The organism is Hyphomicrobium denitrificans 1NES1, from assembly GCF_000230975.2.
In the GTDB taxonomy this organism is placed as follows: Bacteria; Pseudomonadota; Alphaproteobacteria; order Rhizobiales; family Hyphomicrobiaceae; genus Hyphomicrobium_B; species Hyphomicrobium_B denitrificans_A.
In genome coordinates this window covers 769,082-785,321 of the sequence record NC_021172.1, presented here as the reverse complement: position 1 = coordinate 785,321, position 16,240 = coordinate 769,082, and the positions used below count along the sequence as shown (strand labels likewise).

At 58.5% G+C, this 16,240-nt stretch carries 16 protein-coding genes; 6 read left to right on the top strand and 10 right to left on the bottom strand.

Translation table 11 applies throughout. The features are described 5' to 3' along the window. Positions 1-187 precede the first annotated feature (187 nt). A complete protein-coding gene (locus HYPDE_RS03595; RefSeq protein ID WP_015596994.1) occupies positions 188-2,011 on the bottom strand; it encodes a methanol/ethanol family PQQ-dependent dehydrogenase in 1,824 nt (607 codons plus the stop codon). Positions 2,012-2,447: 436 nt separating this feature from the next. Further along, positions 2,448-2,696, bottom strand: coding sequence for a hypothetical protein (locus tag HYPDE_RS19450; RefSeq protein WP_015596993.1), 249 nt, complete (start codon positions 2,694-2,696; stop codon positions 2,448-2,450). A 91-nt stretch (positions 2,697-2,787) separates the two neighbouring features. Between HYPDE_RS19450 and HYPDE_RS19685 the strand changes: the two genes are divergently transcribed. Next, a complete protein-coding gene (locus HYPDE_RS19685; RefSeq protein WP_280109728.1) occupies positions 2,788-2,916 on the top strand; it encodes a hypothetical protein in 129 nt (42 codons plus the stop codon). A 23-nt stretch (positions 2,917-2,939) separates the two neighbouring features. Here the strand turns inward: HYPDE_RS19685 and HYPDE_RS03580 are convergent, their stop codons facing one another. Beyond that, the gene (locus HYPDE_RS03580) at positions 2,940-3,878 is read right to left on the bottom strand and encodes a hypothetical protein (protein WP_051111961.1); all 939 of its coding nucleotides are present in this window, start codon (positions 3,876-3,878) and stop codon (positions 2,940-2,942) included. Positions 3,879-3,886: 8 nt separating this feature from the next. Here HYPDE_RS03580 and HYPDE_RS03575 point away from each other — a divergent pair, with 8 nt between their 5' ends. Continuing rightward, the gene (locus HYPDE_RS03575) at positions 3,887-4,255 is read left to right on the top strand and encodes a hypothetical protein (RefSeq protein ID WP_015596992.1); all 369 of its coding nucleotides are present in this window, start codon (positions 3,887-3,889) and stop codon (positions 4,253-4,255) included. Positions 4,256-4,324: 69 nt separating this feature from the next. Then, entirely contained in the window at positions 4,325-4,729 is a 405-nt protein-coding gene (locus tag HYPDE_RS03570; protein ID WP_015596991.1) for a MarR family transcriptional regulator, read from the top strand. Between the two features lie 273 nt (positions 4,730-5,002). Here the strand turns inward: HYPDE_RS03570 and HYPDE_RS03565 are convergent, their stop codons facing one another. The 3 genes from HYPDE_RS03565 to HYPDE_RS03555 all read right to left on the bottom strand — a co-directional run bounded on the left by HYPDE_RS03565 (position 5,003) and on the right by HYPDE_RS03555 (position 7,946). Then, positions 5,003-6,538 carry an argonaute/piwi family protein gene (locus HYPDE_RS03565; protein WP_015596990.1) on the bottom strand — a complete coding sequence of 512 codons (1,536 nt, stop codon included), beginning with the start codon at positions 6,536-6,538 and terminating at the stop codon, positions 5,003-5,005. After that, the gene (locus tag HYPDE_RS03560; protein ID WP_144061175.1) at positions 6,535-6,735 is read right to left on the bottom strand and encodes a hypothetical protein; all 201 of its coding nucleotides are present in this window, start codon (positions 6,733-6,735) and stop codon (positions 6,535-6,537) included. The genes HYPDE_RS03565 and HYPDE_RS03560 overlap by 4 nt, the downstream gene beginning before the upstream one ends. Positions 6,736-6,809: 74 nt before the next feature. After that, positions 6,810-7,946 carry a toll/interleukin-1 receptor domain-containing protein gene (locus HYPDE_RS03555; protein WP_015596988.1) on the bottom strand — a complete coding sequence of 379 codons (1,137 nt, stop codon included), beginning with the start codon at positions 7,944-7,946 and terminating at the stop codon, positions 6,810-6,812. Between the two features lie 631 nt (positions 7,947-8,577). Between HYPDE_RS03555 and HYPDE_RS19780 the strand changes: the two genes are divergently transcribed. Further along, positions 8,578-8,871: a type II toxin-antitoxin system RelB/DinJ family antitoxin gene (locus HYPDE_RS19780; RefSeq protein WP_015596987.1), complete on the top strand. Its 294-nt coding sequence runs from the start codon at positions 8,578-8,580 to the stop codon at positions 8,869-8,871. A gap of 456 nt (positions 8,872-9,327) precedes the next feature. Next, a complete protein-coding gene (locus tag HYPDE_RS03540; protein WP_015596985.1) occupies positions 9,328-9,900 on the top strand; it encodes a Fic/DOC family protein in 573 nt (190 codons plus the stop codon). Positions 9,901-10,534: 634 nt separating this feature from the next. On the opposite strand, the gene HYPDE_RS03535 is transcribed toward HYPDE_RS03540, so the two are convergent. The 4 genes from HYPDE_RS03535 to HYPDE_RS03520 all read right to left on the bottom strand — a co-directional run bounded on the left by HYPDE_RS03535 (position 10,535) and on the right by HYPDE_RS03520 (position 15,587). Continuing rightward, complete coding sequence (locus HYPDE_RS03535) at positions 10,535-11,008, bottom strand: hypothetical protein (RefSeq protein ID WP_015596983.1); 474 nt, start codon at positions 11,006-11,008, stop codon at positions 10,535-10,537. An 11-nt stretch (positions 11,009-11,019) separates the two neighbouring features. Next, positions 11,020-13,245: an alpha,alpha-trehalose-phosphate synthase (UDP-forming) gene (locus tag HYPDE_RS03530; protein WP_015596982.1), complete on the bottom strand. Its 2,226-nt coding sequence runs from the start codon at positions 13,243-13,245 to the stop codon at positions 11,020-11,022. Positions 13,246-13,453: 208 nt separating this feature from the next. Further along, positions 13,454-14,053: a response regulator transcription factor gene (locus HYPDE_RS03525; protein ID WP_041319908.1), complete on the bottom strand. Its 600-nt coding sequence runs from the start codon at positions 14,051-14,053 to the stop codon at positions 13,454-13,456. Beyond that, positions 14,028-15,587 carry an ATP-binding protein gene (locus HYPDE_RS03520; protein WP_015596980.1) on the bottom strand — a complete coding sequence of 520 codons (1,560 nt, stop codon included), beginning with the start codon at positions 15,585-15,587 and terminating at the stop codon, positions 14,028-14,030. Before HYPDE_RS03520 ends, HYPDE_RS03525 begins: the two co-directional genes overlap by 26 nt. A 281-nt stretch (positions 15,588-15,868) precedes the next feature. Here HYPDE_RS03520 and HYPDE_RS03515 point away from each other — a divergent pair, with 281 nt between their 5' ends. Next, positions 15,869-16,195, top strand: coding sequence for a hypothetical protein (locus HYPDE_RS03515; RefSeq protein ID WP_015596979.1), 327 nt, complete (start codon positions 15,869-15,871; stop codon positions 16,193-16,195). The last annotated feature ends 45 nt before the right edge of the window (positions 16,196-16,240 follow it).

Genomic DNA, 16,240 nt, shown 5'->3' with positions numbered 1-16,240 from the left:
AAAACGCACAATCCTGGTATGGTGCGGCAGCTCAACCCCCAGGATCAGGTACTGCTTTCCGCAGCAAGCCGGTATGGGAATCCAGTGCACGCTCGATTCTCTGCGTTGCTAGAAGGAAGTGGTCACTTCCCCGCCGCACGAAAGTGGCGCGGATCACGTTAATCCGCGCCATCCCTTCAACTCAGTGTCATGGCAACGACCAGACGGTCAACGAACCGCCAAGAGCCGTGTAGTTGCTTAAGGCTGAGTAGCCGCCGACCGTACCTAATCCGTCTGTTGGATTGGTTAGCCCGGCCGCAAGGCCGATGCCGGCCCAACCACCGACGCCCGAGAAGACGCCGATGTACTGCTTGCCGTTATGCTCGTAGGTGAAGACGTTGCCGATGACGCCCGATGACGTCTTGTACTTGTACAATTCCTTGCCGTCTTTCTGATCGACGCACTTGAAGTAACCTTCGAGCGTGCCGTAGCAGGCGATGCCGCCGGCCGTCGTGAGCGCGCCCGACCACACCGAGAACCTCTCGGGCTTCGACCAGACAATCTTGCCCTTGCTCGCGTCCCAGGCAATGAAGTTGCCCATGTGGCCTTCTTCACCCTTCGGCGGATACATCGACAATGTTGCGCCGACGTAGGGCTGTCCCGCCGTATACGAGACTTTGAATGGCTCATAGTCCATGCACACATGGTTGGTCGGCACGTAGAAGAGGCCCGTTAATGGCGAATACGAAGCGGGTTGTTCGTCTTTGCTGCCGAGGGCCGCTGGACAGATGTCCTTGGAGTTCACGTCCTGGCCATTGTGGAATGGCGATTTGGCGTCAACCACCTTCGGCCGCCCATATGTCGCACTCTGCGGATCAAGATCGATACCCGTCGTCCAGTTGACGACCGGATCGAACTTCTCCGCCACCAGCGGGATGCCCGTCTTGCGGTCCAGTGTGTAGGCAATGCCGCTGCGATCGAAGTGAACGAGCGCATTATGCTTCTGACCTTTGATGTCGAGGCCATCCACGAGGATCATCTCGTTGACGCCATCGTAGTCCCACTGGTCGAACGGCGTCATCTGATATACCCACTTTGCCACGCCCGTGTCAGGATCGCGGGCAAAGATCGTCATCGTCCACTTCTGATCGATGGGCTTGCCGTCCGGCCCCGCGCGCTGCACCGAGTTCCAGGTTCCGGGATTTGCCGTCCCGTAATAGATCAGGTTTAGCTCGGGATCGTACGAATACCAGCCCCAGGTCGAGCCGCCGCCAATCCGCCACTGGTCCCCGTTCCAGGTCTTCAGCGAGCTGTCCTTGCCGATCGGCTTCCCGAGCGACATCGTCTTTTCCGGATCAACAAGCATGTCATGATCCGGACCGGTCGAGTAGGCGGTCCAGGCGAGCTTGCCGTCCGAGATGTTGTAGGCCGTCAGGCGCCCGCGGATACCAAACTCGGCACCGGAAATGCCGACAATCACTTTGTCCTTGACGATGAGCGGCGCGCTCGTACCAGTTTCGCCCTTCTTTGGATCACCGTTGACGGCTTTCCAAATTTCCTTGCCTGTCTTGGCATCGAGGGCGACGAGCGTCGTGTCCGCTTGATAGAGGAAGATCTTGCCGTCCGCATACTGCACGCCACGGTTCACTGTATCACAGCACATGACGGGAATAACGGAAGGATCCTGCTTTGGCGTATATTTCCAGACGATCTGTTGGTTCTTATCGAGGTCGAGTGCAAAGACGACGTTGGGGAATGGCGTCGTCAGGTACATCATGTTGCCGATGACGAGCGGCGATCCTTCGTGACCTCTGAGAACGCCGGTTGAAAAGCTCCATGCCGTCTGCATTTTTCCGACATTCGACGTGTTGATCTGATCGAGTGTGGAATAGCGATGGTTGGCGTAGTCGCCTTGCTGCATCGCCCAGTTTTTTGGATTCTTAACGGCCTCTGTCACGCTCTCGTTGGCGAGAGCTGGCGTCGTGGCGTAGGCCAGTAAGGCCAGTGCGCAGCTTACGGTGGATATTCGCATCTCATTCTCCTTATGCGACGTATGCCCCGTCAGTCGAAATCGCCCCCTTGATTAGTTTCGCGCTATTGCGCGACGTGCCACTGAACATCGTACACATAAGATATATTTGAAATACATATTTTTGTGACAACGCCCATGTCGACGCGATTGTGGGTGCACGCACGGATGCGGCGCACGCGACGTTTTTTGATGAGGTGGGCACGCCTGGGTTGAGATCGCCTTTCTCGCCCGGAATCTGATTGAACAAATTCGCGGCCAAATCCGAATTCGGTGATCTTCGATGAGCTTGCGATCAACGCGGAGATCCTATGGTCTGGCTGCTGTAGGTCGGCGTATGCGCGAACTCGGCCGGCACATCCAGCATGCGAGCTGCGTACCAGACGGCCCAGGCGACCACGAACAGGGACATCACCCAAACCGGAATTGACGAGCGCGCCTAGGCACGGCGTGGATCAAACGGATCATCAGCGCTGAAAGCGTCGACTGTGAAGCGGATATTGCCGCGCCGTGTGGAATGCGGCCGCAGCCCCGAGATGATGATCCCGGGCCCGTTGTGAACGACAAACGGAACTTCCTTGACGCCTTCGCCTCCACTCTCACCGCGCGCCACGATCGTCAGCCGATGTGGTCCGCCGGCAAGTGCGGTCGTGTGGAGCGAGACATCCGCCGGCAGTTCCCGATCCAAAATCGGTTGCGGCCCGTCGTCGAGATATACGCGCGCACGTTTTTCAATCGATGTACTCTTCAGACCGTCAACCCAGGGACCGAAGTCGGGTATGAAAGAGTGGAAAATCCGTGGAGCTCAGAAATTGAACGGTCGAGTCAACCTGATCATCGAACTTGCACTGAGCGAACTGGAAGATCTCGGCCTCAAAAGTCGCCAGCCAGGGCGCTTCGGCAGGTAGCCAGACAAGGCCCTGCTCAAACTTCACCGTCTGCTGCTGCGCACGCTCGACCTTCCCTTTTCTGGCTCGCGTGACAGCAGCCACTTCTGATTGCCGTTTTGGTTGATGACCTCGAGAAGGCTGATGCCGCTGGCTTTCTTCTCGACGATGACCAGCTTGGCATTCCATTTTTCTTTGAGGGCGTAGACCTGATTGACAAGGTCCACGAAGTTGAGGCGATCGCGCCAGACGTCGAGCAGATAATAATCATCATGGCACTTCGCCCAGGTCGTGCAGACCGTGTAGGAATTGGTCTCATCGCCTTGATAGGCCGTATCCCAGCTTTGAATGATCGCCTCAACCTTGGCCGGGCCCGGAGCTTTTTGATAGCGTTTCACCCAGGCGCTTTTAAAAATGTAACCGCCTGGCGGCAGCGGACACTGATTATACTGGGCTTCAAAATCATGCTCGCCCATATCCTTTTTGAGCTGCTCAAGATCCTCCTTGTCGTGCCGAGAACGCTGAAGAATGTGCCCCGGGCCGAGCCACACCCTCCACCCTCCAGAAACAATGTCGTATATTTTCTTTTCGGAGTGGATGGCCGGCAGGATCAATTCTTCCCAGCCCCCTTTTGCAATGAGGTGTCCGGGCAGATCTTCGGCATGCAGCCGCTGGGCGACAACAATGATCTTACGCTTTTTTGGGTTGTCAAAGCGACTGTGAATCGTTTGGTTGAACCAGTTGATGCAGCTCTCCCGCGCCGTCGGTGAATGCGCCTCGCTGGCCTTGAGCAAATCGTCGGCAATGAGTACCCCCGCACTCTCCGCAGCATCCAGCGCTACTGCAAGAACGGCGAGCTTGATTGCCTGCGACAGGAAACGCCGTTTGGCGTTCAGTACAAAATCACCCCTGAGTCCGTCGCACGGCACATCGCCCAGATTGCCGAGTTGGCGAGCGCGACGGGTCGCGCCTTGGCGCGACAAGTCCCGACTTGTCGCGACAGGACGCGCCAACCAACGACAGCCAGCCTCCCATAGAAGACGCAGGTCGTAACGGCGACGACGAGCCGCGACACGTCGCGACAGGTCGCGACCTGTCGCCAGATTTAGCGCGCGACCACGCAGCGGTTGTCGAGCAGCTTGAAAGGCGCCTCGAGGAGAAGGATGAGCGCATCAAGGAGAAGGATCAAATGATCGGGCTCCTCACCGGCCAGATGGCCGTCAAGGATGAGCAGATCAAGACCATGGGCGAACGCGCGAAGGAAACCAACGTCCTCATCCAGGGCCTACAGAAGATCATGCAGCAGCTGCAGCTCGGAGCTCCGCGCGCTGATGTCTCTCCCGACCAACCCCAGCAGTAGGGCATTCCTTCATCTACTGTTGATAACCCACTGACGCGCTCTAGCCGCGCTATAATGCGGGCAAGCGCTATGGCTTTCAATCGCGTCAATTTAGGTTCTCAGGCACAGAGGATCGAGGAAGGCCGCCAGGCCGCGCAGCAGAAGCGCAAGCGTCTACAGACCGAAGAGGCCCGCTACACGCTGATCCTGCACTCCGCACGCAAGAAGCTCGGCATCTCGATCCACGAATACTGCCTGGCCGACAGCGTCCATAAGCTTTCGAGCACGCACAGCCCCGTGCCTGGCTGGTGCTTCGCCTCCAAGGAGCAGCTCGGCCAGAGCCTCGGTTTCTCTCGCCAGTCCATCCACGGGATGATCAAGCGCCTGCGCGAGGTGGGCCTTGTCGAGCTCCAGCCGGAGACCGGCTACCTCCGTTCGACACAGAAATGGCGCGACACCGTTGAAGTCACGAAGGCGCTCGTGTTCGGCGACTAAGAGCGCGTGTCGGCTTTACGGGGGAGGACGCTCATGCGATTCCGAAGAACTAGCCCCGCAGAATGCGTAAGGATCACCTCCCGAGCCGAAGGGGAGTCAATTGTCCTTGTCCTGAGAGTCAAAGATGTGACGCGGAGAAACCGGAAGTGGGACACGGATGCTTGGTAGGCTCAGAAGTCGATCGACGCGTCGTCCGGATACTGCCAACAAGCAGACATCCAAACTCAGCGACACAGGTGCGATTCCCATCGGCTCTACGAAAAGACCCGCTCATCAAATATAGAAGCGGAAAGGAAGAGGTGGTGCCGAGACGGTCCGAGGGGAGGCCATGAGAATTTCGCCGACACGATCGGCGAACTTCAGCGTCACGGGCAATCCGCTCGCAAAATCGCAGGCGTTATAGTTGAGCTTGGTCAAGGCAAGTACGTCAGCGAGCACCTGCTTCAGATCGACATCACCATGCGTGACCTCGACGGATAGCGGCTTGGGTGTTTCGAAGCCCTGGTAGCTAGCAAGGCGCGGGACATACCCGAGGGTCCACAGGAGCCCCGTGCGCTTGGTCACGAGAATAGCCGTCCCGCGCAGGACAGGGGTGGATGCCTGCGGGCGGAATAGGCGCATGTCATCCTGGCTCTGGATGCGCACGCCGATTAACTGGGTCTCATCAGTGACGGCGGAGGCGAAGCCACGCCACTCATCGACGTTGAACGTGTGCCTGCCATGGATGAACAACTGAACGGGGTAGCGTCCGTGTTTGGCCTTGTAGCCGTTGACCACGGAGATCATGAGAGACTTGGCCGCCTTCAGCGAGAGGTGATACTCGCGCGTCTTATCGGAGTACCAGGGTCCGAGGGCACCGCGGAACACGAGACCGTCGCCCGAATTTAGGAACATCTGCGCTGCGCAGCATGTCTCGCCTGCGGCAGTTGGAGAGGGGTTCTTCTTGAAAACCAAGCCAACGTAGCAAACGCCGGGTCGCACCTCGGCCAGGGCCCACGGCTTGGCGTCCATCTTAAAGTACAGCGTCGTGGCGAAGTTCCAGGCGACGGTTGCCTCGTCCAGCAGCCCACGACGGCGCTCTGCCTTGGCGTTGGTGATCGCCCGATCCTCCAGCGTGCTCTCGAGGGCGAGTTGGAGTGCTATCTTGTCCTGCAGCAGTTCAGCCTTGAGCTGGTGATGGAAATTGCTCGAAAAAAGATAGGTCTCTGCTTCGTCGACGATCTCGGGAAACAGGTCGCCGCCGATGAGCGCCCGTTTCGCAGCCTTGGCCGAGATGATCGTCGATCGTGTGCGCTCTGCCTTGGGCGGGAGGCCGACCTGCGGTCGGCCGTACCGGAAGACAACATCGGGCACCACGACTAACCACAGGTCGGGTTGCCGCTCCTCGGTGCGGACATGATTGCGAATGGCGGCTGCGAACATGATCACCGTCGACCTAACGGCATCGGCGCGATTCCCCTTCTTGATCGCGGCCTCGACGGCGACGCGATCGAGCTTTAGCTCGGCGGTACCTTGCAGTGGAAGGGAGACCCCGAAACACTCGGCGAAGCCGGGCCACGAGGGTGCCCATGATACCGGATTGCCGCTCTTGTCGGTCTTGCCGAGGATGAAGCCCGACAGGCGCCTAAGCCAGAGCCGCGCAAGCCCAACGCCCTCCGGCGTTCCGATGATACCGATACGGACCTGATTGCGGCCACTCGCATCCTCGACCGGGCCGAACAGGAACAGCCCATCCTTGGGCCCTTCTAGCGACTGGCCGTGTGCAAATGCGAGCAACGGTTCCGGCAGGTGGATTGCCTCGAGTGTCATGCGTCGTTCTGCTCCTCGTCGGGAGTGGACAACTCCTCGCCCACCTCGTCGTCGAGTTCGGATGACAGAAGGATCTCTCCTGCCGCATCTTCCTCCGCGTCACGTCCTTCGCTTGCCTGAAAGGAGACGGGAATTTCCGCTCGACGGGGCAAGGTTGAGACGCCGAACATCTCGGCCCCAGCAGCCATCGATAGCACCGGCTGTCCTTCTGCAAGCCAATGCATGCCAGCGAGGAGCAGATCGCGCCACTTGTTGTTCCACCAGGAGCGCGTCAGTCGGCGGCGCAGCCCGTGCGTGGCCTCGCCTGCGAGGACCTTGCCGTCCTCGGAGAGAGCGATGTTGGCATGGACGCGGACAGCGGATCTGGCCACAGCCGCGTTCGGGCGACAAGACAGAGATGCCAACGCCGCTCCTTGAACTTGCCGCTGAGGATGCGGTCGACGCGCAACCCATCGCCGAGGTCGGCGGTGACGGAGCCGTCGATCAGGCCGTCAGGAAAGTACCAACCCGTCTTGCCGGCGGCGAACTCGAATATTTTGAGGCCCCGTCGTTCGAGCGCCAGATCCCAGTGCTGGCGGACAAGATTGGTGACGTTGCGGCGGGCGTCTGCGCGATTGACGAAGGGCGTATCATCGCGGCCCCGAACTAGGCTGTCGAAAGGAAGATTGAACCGGTCAACCAGCGTGGGGCCGCGGCTGCCCGCTGCTGCAAAGGTTGCAGGATCGCAGAATGTGGCCACGAGCCCGCTGTGGCGAATGAAGGGTAGCCGCACAGTGTCCAGCCAAGCGTCCAACTGGCCCGGCGTGCCTTTGCTTCCAAACATCCTGAGATTGGGCCTGCCAGGTGCAAGATCGAACCAATTCGACACGAGTTTCTCTGGCGACCGGACAATAGCCCGCCGGGCAGCTTCCTGCGCGGCAACAATGTTGGCGACGAGATCGCCGCGGCCGGAGGTCGATCGAGGCACGCCGGCATCCTGCAAGGTCTCAAGCAGAAGCGGGAGGCAAGCTGACCAGCTGGGCTGAGCTTCGATGGCATTGCGCCGCAGGAGTTCGGGCGGAAATTCCGAGTGGGGAACTGGCGCGATACGGATCGGGATCATGAAATCCGGATCGTTTAGCTGACGGCCGATAGCGTCGCCGAGCGCGAGTTCTTTCTTGACACCAGGTTTGCGAATGTGGGGCGAGATCAGAACGATCTGCTTGATGACACGATGCCGGAGTTCGTTTTCGATCTCGTCCCAGAAATCTTGGCCGCCCTTCAATGACCGCAGATCGACCCACGTGTGATAGCCCGCCATCACCAGCCGTGCCGCCAGCCAGCGCGCGACGTCATTGTCTTCCGCATTTGCATGCGTAATCAGAATCGTCTGCCGTTGTGCCGCTGTTATCGCGTTGGGGTCTGCCACGTGATTCGCCTCCGCCTCGAGTATAGCCTGGGGGGTGTTACGCAAGCAGTGCGGAATCCCGCGTGTCGTGCATTGCTTTATTTGAGGCTGATTGCCCCCTCAGTGCCGGCCACGCGACGGCCGTCGGTGAGGTGCTGCATACGTAGCGGCACGGCGATTGCGGGGTAACTATTCTGGACGATGACCGGAGGCAGGCTGCGCTCGGCGAGCAACGCTGTCCATCAAATATGTGCTAGCCGACCCAATGACTGATAATTCCCCGGTGCCCATTTCTGATCTCCGGCATCTCGCTGAAACGCAGATCCAAGGTACCAGCCGCGCTCTACGCCACCCTGTAAAGATTTTGGACACCCTGTCGCGAAGCTTTACGCCCTGTCAAAAGTCCTTACACGCCGTCGCGATTCCCGACGCCCTCGTAAATAATTGCGACGCCTCTTGTAAAGAAACGTTACGCGATACGTAAAACAACGCGACACTATAATAGTATTTATATCCATATCTATATTTACAGACCTAAAAAATAGGGACGCTTAAAGCGAAATACAAAACTCAAATGCATCAAGGAAGGAATTGAAGGCGCGGCTGACTGGGTAGGGGAGGAGGGAAGTACTATCACCTTTGCGCCTACCCTATGGCAAAAGGGATCGGCCTCAACATGTCCGAGGCCATGGAGCTCTTCTTGCGCCGAGTGATTATCGACGAGCGCATCCCATTCGAGATTATCGCTCTCGATGCGGCCCATCTGGGCTCCCGAGACATTTCTCATTCGTCTCAGCCGGCGAAGAGTCAGACGGCCGAGCCCGCCAGACGTGACGGCCGTACGATCGGCGGGGGCAATCAGAGAAAGATTTCAAAAAGTTTTTCGCGGGGGTCTACGGGCACTGGAATTCCCACAACGAAAAACAACAAAAAGGGCACAGCCTGAACCGATCAAACGAAACGGGTTACAAAGTGTCTCAACAGAGCGGCGGCGCGTTGCATTTCAGGAGTACATTCACCCATATCTGTCAAATGAAGGTGGCCTGCTTGACAATATGAGCTTTGCGTGTCGCAAAACAGATATTCTGCGACACGGCTATTTTGCTACTTTCGCCTCATTCGCGTGCAAGTGCCACGTGCAGATCAACGCCCCGCGTGCTATATTCCGTCCATGGCAAAGACGGTCTCCCAGTGCAGCAAGAAATCTAGCGGCAGCCTTAAGCGCGATGCGCGCACGGGCCAATTCACGCTCGGCCGGGGCGCCTTCAGTAGCATAAGCTCCGTGGAAGGAATCACGCTCACGCAAGCCATGCACAAAGAGCTTGCCCGAACTGAAGGCATGAACCCAGCGAAGCGTCGCTCCGAGCTTGCCCAGAAGTTCGGGAAGAAATAAGCCTCGCTCATGTACGAGGCAGAACGCGATCCCTACTGCCATTCAGGCAGCTCTGTTCTCAAGAATAAAGCGGGTCTCACCTCTAAGGAGGCGCTCGAACGCTTCGAGACGGCGATGACCTTCGCGCGATCCGAAGAGCCTTTACCCAACGGCCGTTTCTCAGCCACGCACTACCGCGCGATCCACTTTCACCTCTTTCAGGACGTCTTTCCGTGGGCTGGAAAATACCGGACCGTTCGGATTGCCAAGGGCCAGAGCGTGTTTTGCTATCCGGAAAACATCGCCGCGGAGATGACTCGTGTCTTTGCCGGATTAAAGCAGCAGCGCTACCTTTGCGGCCTCGGCACAAGTGAGTTTGCAGCTGCTGCCGCTCACTTCCTCGCCGAGCTCAACGCGATCCATCCCTTCCGGGAGGGCAACGGCCGAACCCAACTCACCTTCCTGACGCTACTCGCCCACCAAGCCGGACACCCGCTCGATCTCGACAAACTTGAGCCGGATGCGGTGCTTCAAGCGATGATCGCAAGCTTCGGTGGTGACGAAATCGACCTCACCAATATCATCGCCGATCTCGCGTCCTGATCCGTCAGACGAACATCCAAGGCACGAGGAACCGACTCTACCTTCTCCCCTATCGGACACGTCGCGATACGCGGTATCGAACGCGTCCGATAGGCTTTGCACCCCTACACACACCCCTACGCGCGTTTGTAGGGCGCTGCAGAGGGCACGCGAAACAAAAGGCACTGCAATTCAACGCATTTCCCCCCACCCCCTTTGTCGGGCTGCCGCCCGACCTCGTGCCGCCATTCCGTCGAGTGTGTGCAAGCTTGCGTAGCACCACACTAACGACGGAACTGGCGGCACTCGCCCGCGTTTGGTGTGCTCTCCAGTGCTGGCCAAACAGAGCGCTTGCTTTCGCGCAGGTGGAGCCGCGATCGCGGGCTCGGCTGTCGGCACGAGGTCGGCCGGCATAGCCGGGCGCCCCCCCGACTGCGGGGCATCGGACGCGCGGTGCGTCGCGTTAGTCCAGTGGGGCTAACGAACACACGAAATCCCGCGCGTCCGATGCTCCTCGTCTCGCCCTTCGGGTTCCGCTTCGCTCCAGGGGCTCCGACAAACCCGCCGACGAAACATGGTCGCGCTTCGCGCTCGCTGTTTCTGGGGCGGGCTGCGCTCGGCTGTCGTCTCGCTTGGGGGGTGGGGGGAATGCGCACTACAGCGCTTCAAACACGCGCGGTGTGGGTTTCCTTGCGGTCTTTGTGGAAGCGGTGGTACTTCTCCGGCACCTTGTCGATGGGCAGGCGGTTGACGTGACTGCGATGGCCTCGTGGACGACACTGGCGCGGTCGAGCGCGAGGTCGCGACCGTGGCGTAGCAGGCCGAGGAGCTCTTGCGGCAAGCCGTCGGGAATGGCTATCTCCTCGTCGTGCGCCATGCATTGCTTGTATTCGCGGAGCGCCATGTCTAGAAGGCCCGCGAGACAGGCTCGCATGGCTTTGGCCGCGAACAATAAGCAGCCACCAGGTTGTCCGCGCGTCAATGATCCAGCGGTGGGGTGCCGCTTGATTGTCCGAAATCCGTTTGGCGCGAACATTCTGACAATCCGAATCCCGTCGGCCACGATGAAGGACATTGGTTGGCGCTCGATATTCGTGGTCCAGGGTTTGGCGGTGATCTGCGCGGGCACTCGCCATCGCTCTAACGCCGTGCAGCCGTCAAAGCAGCTCCTCGCCGATCAATCAGGTCCAATACGCGCTGACGCCGCCTAAGCTGGCTCGCGTCGAGTAGCATCTGTCCGGCCCACCTGTAGACATTGCGCTCACGCACCAACGCCCGCATGAGCCGCATCCGCGCACGTTGTTCGTCGCGCGGCATCGTCAGCGCTTCGTTCATGGCTTCACCAAAGCCGTGCGGGTCATAAGGGTTAACGATCAAAGCTTCCGCTAGTTCGCGTGAGGCTCCCGCGAAATGCGAGAGAATGAGAACACCCTGCTCGTCGTCCCGCGCCGCGACGAATTCCTTGGCAACGAGATTCATGCCGTCATGCAGGCTGCTGACGACGCAGACGTCAGAGGCGCGGAAGAGTTCGAACACTTCATCGGGCTCATGGTGACGGATAACCAGCCTGATCGGTTTACCGCCATGCTTCTCGTTGATCTCTGCGGCGAGAGCCAGAGCTTCTTCCTGTAGCCCCTGGTACGTCTCGAGCTTGCTCCGCGTTGGCGCCGCCGCTTGAATGAAAACAAAGCGGTTCTTCCATTCGGAATGACGCGTCAACAGCTCATCGACGCCGCGCAACCGGTCGAGAACGCCTTTCGTATAGTCGAACCGCTCGACCCCGACACCAAGCATCGCGTCCTGGCCAATGTCGAAGCGCTCGCGCACCGCCTTACGGCACTCTGCAACAGGCTTCTGCGACGCGAGTGCAGCCGGCGGCCATTCAATGGAAATAGGATAGGGCCGCACAATAGTCTCATGTCCGCCAAGCGTGACGGACGCCCGCTCGCGATCGATGCGGCTCTCGATGAAGCGATCGACGGTTTCCATGAAATTGTTGCAGTGGAATTGCGTATGGAATCCTAAAACATCGCTTCCGAGCAGGCCGTCGATGATGTCTTCCTTCCACGGACAAATACTGAACGTCTCGGCGTTCGGCCACGGAATGTGCCAGAACATCAGGATGGTCGCGCGCGGCAGCCGCTTGCGCAGGAGCCTCGGCAGAAGTGCGAAATGATAATCCTGGACGAGAACGATCGGGTCCCGTCCCTTCGATTCTTCTGCAATGGCGTCCGCGAAACGCGCGTTGACGTTTTCATAGGTTCGCCAGTCGCCCTCCCGAAACGTCGGCCTCACAAACGAAATATGGCAGAGCGGCCATAGTCCCTCGTTCGCAAAGCCATAGTAGTAGCCGTTCTGTTCCTCCTCCGAGAGCCAGACCCGCCGCAGAGCGTAAGCTGGAGCAGCAGGCGGCACTGCGACTCTGTCGTTGGCATCGACGGTTTCGCGGTCGGCCGAGCCGCTGCCGTGCGCGATCCACGTTCCGCCGCACGCCCGCATAACGGGTTCCAGAGCCGCAACGAGGCCGCTCGCCGGAATCTGCAGCACGGTCTCGCCGTTAATGCGGTTGTGGATGTAGGGCTCGCGGTTGGAGACGACGATGACTTCCGTTTCCGGCAATTCCTTTTCAAGCAACAGATGAAGAGTTTCCGGAGACCAATCGACTTGGATGGCCGAACCCGCCGTCTGTTCCGACCGCAACTCTCGCAGCAGCCCACGGAGTTCCGGCCCGAGGACCGAGATCGCTTCACCTGAGGCGTCCGCAAGCGTGCCCATCCGCGCTTCTTTGATCGACTCGCGCACCAGATTGCGCCAGCGCCGGATAAGGTTTGAAATGAGGAACGTGCCCAGAATGCCGAGCCCGATCGCGATCGCAGCAACAGCAAGCGCCCAGTAGTACCGTGCTTGTGCGGAGCGTTGCTCGATGTAGGAAAGATCATGCAAGATCACGACGTGACCGCTCGTGTCTTTCACGGAAATCGGAAACGACGCCACGAAGATATTGCGTCCACCGCTCGTCAACGTCGAGAAGCTCGGCGTCTCAGCACGCGCCAGCTTCTCGCACGTTATTGCTGCGGGCATGAATTTCGTCACATCGCGAAGCTCGCTGTTTGAATCGCAGAAGCCGAGCGCTAGGAGTTTCTCATCGCCGGTCAGGCGTTCGAAAAATCGAGCGAGCGCGGCATCATTTCCATTTGCCAACTGCCGTGCGACTTGATCTTGAATCGAGTTAAAGATTAGCTTGGAGCGAACCTCCATATCGCGCCGCCAATCGCCGACCAGAAACGAGGCCGACGGCATCACGGCAATCGCTATTAATACAGCGGCGACCAGAAGCGCCGCTCCGTATTGTAAATAAGTGCGCAAATTGCTGGCCCGCACTGCCCTGGCGAAGCTTGTTGAACACTGTAAGGCAACAAGCATCATACGAAGTCCAAATCAACCCCGAAAGTCCAGCCTGCGATATCCGGGAAGTGATCGCGCGAAAAATGCGCCGCAACGGCGATTTAGTTGGCAAACTCGAATCGCAACGCCAAGCGGCGCGATGACCACTGCATTCGCAGTCCCATCAAGCTCATCCGACACCCAGGGCCATTGCTTTACGAACGAGTTCGGCAAGCGTCTTGGCACCCATCTTATTCATCACCAAGGTCCGGTGAATTTCCACGGTGCGTGGGCTGATGCCGAGCTGCCGGCCGATTTCTTTATTGGCGAAGCCGCGGACCAGGAGCTGCATGGTATCGCGCTGGCGTTCAGACAGGCCTTGGAAGCGCTCCCGCAACTCCGTAAGCTCCGTGCGATCCCGATGGGTCGCTACTGCAGCTTCAAGCGCGTCCTTCACGACTGTAACAAGATTGACGTTATCGAACGGCTTCTCGATGAAATCGAAGGCTCCGAGCTTAACCGCTTCGACTGCCATGGCAACATCGCCGTGACCTGTCAGCAAGATCAGCGGCCGTGGATCACCAGCGACTGAGAGCTGACGCAACAAATCAAGTCCTGAGACCTCCGGCATGCGAACGTCGCTAACGATGCACCCTGGATCGGGTGTAGCTGCGAGAAAGTCTTGCGCGCAAGAAAAACATACCGTTGTAACCCCTTGTGTGCGAAGCAATAGCGACACCGCATCCAATACCGAGGGATCGTCGTCAATCAGTGAAACTGTCAGTGCCATGTTTATCCTTTACCACCGGCAATGTCAGTTGAATGGCCGTGCCACGATCATTCGAGTGGATCGCGAAGCCGCCACCATGCCCTTCTGCGATAGAGCGCGCAACGACCAAGCCAAGGCCGGAACCTTCTAGTTTCGTCGTGACGAACGGCGCAAGTGCGACGGTGTCGACTCCTGGCGGAAATCCCGGCCCATTGTCGCGAACCTCTAGTACTAGGGTGTTGCCCGGGCCAAGTCGCGCAGCGACATCGATGCGGTCACCTACACCGCTGCCGAAGATGGCTTCGGCACTGTTGACTATCAAATTATGGACTGCTTGTTGGAGCTGTACGGCATCGGCGAGCACGGATGTGACACCCGACGCGACATCGATATGCAGATAAACGTTCTTCTTCTCCAAATCGTCTCTGACGACATCGGACAGCTGTGATAGTAGTGCACCGATATCGACCTCGGTCTTGTATAGAGCGCCTTGGCTCAGCACGTCCCTGATGCTTCGCAATACGTCATTGGCCCTATCGCATTCGCTCTTCACCTTACGAATCGTGCTGGCGGCGAGTTCCCAATTCTTCTTCTCCGTCGCGTCGACGGCAATGCCCGAATAGGCCGATACCGCTGTCAGCGGCTGATTAATCTCGTGTGCGATGGTGGCTGCGATCTCGCCTGCTGAGCGGAGCCGAAAGGCACGACTCAGGGCCGCCTGCTGCTCGCGCAGCCGCACGGCAGCGATAGCGCGTTCCGAAACGATAGCGCCCACGATCAGCCCTGTAATCGCCAGCGCTATCATCAGAACCTGCAACGCGTTGAGGCCAGGGTCGGAACCGAACCTGATTTCAGCTCCGACGATAAGGCCTATCTGAATGACGACCAGCGCGATAACTGCGCCTAAAGTCCCGTGGCTCAGCGCCACCCAGAGCAGAGGAAGAAAGAGCAGATAGAATAATTGGAATGCGGTAGCTTCCCGATAGCCAAAGACAATGGTCAGAGCGGCTAGAATGGCGGAAAGCTGAAGAATGTTGACGAGGTCCAGCTTCACCGGTTGTCGTTGCACGACAGCCAAGAGAACGAGCGGCGCAGTAACTAACGTGCCGATGAGATTGCCGACAAAACCGTGCCAGGCAACTTCCCTAAGTTCAAACCATGCAACCGCACCGACAAACCCCAGTAGAACAGCATATGTGACCGCCGCGGCTGTCGCCGCAGCAAGTGCTGCTGCAATCAGTATCAACACATCACGCAAGCTATCGAGTTTTGGATTGAACGGCAGCAGTCGCAGACCGAGTCCCGCAGCGAGATAACTACCTCCGGTCGAAAGCGATGCGGCCAGAGCAACGGCAAAACTGGTGGCGCCGCCCCTCAAGGCAATCTCGGACAGCGCAGGAGCGACGAGCAGAAACGGTGCGAAGAATAGGCCGCCAAGATAGCCAAGAGCTAGGCTCAGACCAGGCGACGGATTCCAGGGCGTAATCCCTAAATTGTGAAAAGGCCGCACAAAGCTCAGATAATCCAAGACGAAATAGGCCGCCAGGTAGACCAATCCGATAAGAAATCGCGCCCCTAGAGATCTGATCGGCATGTGTCCTCCTAGCTTGCAACGGCGTTGCTTCGCGGGGACTACGGAGTTCTACGTACTTGCAGGACTGGGCGCGAAGCAGCCACGCTTATTTCGGAGAATAAACCAGCCACACCCAATCCCTTAAGGGTGTGAGCTGCCGTCCTTTGGATGCTAGATCACTTTTCAACGAACGCCGAGAAGGCAAACAGCCAATTCAGGGTGATTCATCATGTCGCTTTGCGCCGAAGCAACAGGGGATGGGGATGAAATCATCGTTCTGCCGGTCGCATATTCGCAAGGCTTCGCTCAAATCCGTGTCGCGACGCATCAAGCTGCCGCGACGGCCGTCGCCGAAGTCAGAGAGTGCGAATCACATCCTGTTCTATGCAATCATGATGATCTACCTAGCGGGCGCAGTCCTGACCGTTCTAGTTCCGACACCTGATGGCGCACTGCTAGGCGCGGCTCAACCATTACCGGCGGAAATCTGCGATGGTGGGGCCTACCCGACCCCGACGCGCATGACGTCACAACCTGCCGACATCCAGTTGACCAGACCAATTTCTCCTGACGCAAGCAAGGAACTATGAGGTGCTTCACGTTGAAGAAGGATCTGATTTTCATTGACTATACGG

Excerpts from the sequence above, each read along its gene's own strand:
- HYPDE_RS03595 (WP_015596994.1), bottom strand. The coding sequence starts at position 2,011 with ATGCGAATATCCACCGTAAGCTGCGCACTGGCCTTACTGGCCTACGCC.
- HYPDE_RS19685 (WP_280109728.1), top strand. The coding sequence starts at position 2,788 with ATGAAAGAGTGGAAAATCCGTGGAGCTCAGAAATTGAACGGTCGAGTC.
- HYPDE_RS03570 (WP_015596991.1), top strand. The coding sequence starts at position 4,325 with ATGGCTTTCAATCGCGTCAATTTAGGTTCTCAGGCACAGAGGATCGAG.
- HYPDE_RS03565 (WP_015596990.1), bottom strand. The coding sequence starts at position 6,538 with ATGACACTCGAGGCAATCCACCTGCCGGAACCGTTGCTCGCATTTGCA.
- HYPDE_RS19780 (WP_015596987.1), top strand. The coding sequence starts at position 8,578 with ATGGCAAAAGGGATCGGCCTCAACATGTCCGAGGCCATGGAGCTCTTC.
- HYPDE_RS03540 (WP_015596985.1), top strand. The coding sequence starts at position 9,328 with ATGTACGAGGCAGAACGCGATCCCTACTGCCATTCAGGCAGCTCTGTT.
- HYPDE_RS03525 (WP_041319908.1), bottom strand. The coding sequence starts at position 14,053 with ATGGCACTGACAGTTTCACTGATTGACGACGATCCCTCGGTATTGGAT.
- HYPDE_RS03515 (WP_015596979.1), top strand. The coding sequence starts at position 15,869 with ATGAAATCATCGTTCTGCCGGTCGCATATTCGCAAGGCTTCGCTCAAA.